Annotated in this window: 1 protein-coding gene; it reads right to left on the bottom strand. The window is 58.4% G+C overall.

Annotated elements, in window-relative coordinates; all coding sequences use genetic code 11:
• Window positions 1-705 (bottom strand): hypothetical protein (locus tag FCS21_RS16835; protein ID WP_171035725.1); only part of this gene is annotated, 705 nt, incomplete at both ends.

Genomic DNA, 705 nt, shown 5'->3' with positions numbered 1-705 from the left:
TTCTCCACCACGCCCTGGATCGCCAGGATGTTCGTATTCAGGTTATCACTGACCATCTCGAACTCCCGCGTGGTCTTTTCCTGCGCGATGGCAGTTTTCTGCATGTTGGTGGCGACTTCTTCCATGGCCTGGCTGACGGTGCCGGACATGCTGTCGATAGCCTTGGAAATATTCCCGGTCGCCTGTCCCAGGCTGGTGGTCATGTTGACCAGGTTGGTGCCGAAGTCGTGGTTCATGGTCTTGATGTTCGAACCCAGGTCAGTCTTGACGGCTTCCATCACGTCGCCCAGTTTTGTGGTGGCGCTTTCCAGTTGCGTGCCCATGCCGTGCAGGTTGTCGCTGAAGTCCTTGTTCATGGTGGCCAGCGTGCCGTTCAAATCAGCTTTGACGCCATTCATGACCTCTGCCATCTGACCCTGCAAGGCACTCACCACGACTTGCAGTTCAGCAGCGGACTGGCCCACCTTGCCGGCCGCGTCCCCCATCGTTTCACCTGCGGTTTGTAGGGCTTGCAGGTTGTCGCGGCTGTTGTCGGTGAACGCGGTCATCGCCTGTTCAGTACGGTTGCCTGAAGTGGCTATCTGGCTGAGAACGTCTTGCGTGTCGCGATGCACCTGCAGACTCTCGGTGTGGCGTTGCAGCAACGTACCGATGCCCTCGGTGACACTGGCAATACGGGTGTCGAGGCCCGCAAAGCCCGTTTGC

The organism is Colwellia ponticola (assembly GCF_005885605.1).
Taxonomy (GTDB): Bacteria; Pseudomonadota; Gammaproteobacteria; order Enterobacterales; family Alteromonadaceae; genus Colwellia; species Colwellia ponticola.
Note: the sequence above shows the minus strand (reverse complement) of the source record. Positions and strands in the feature narration are given on the sequence as shown.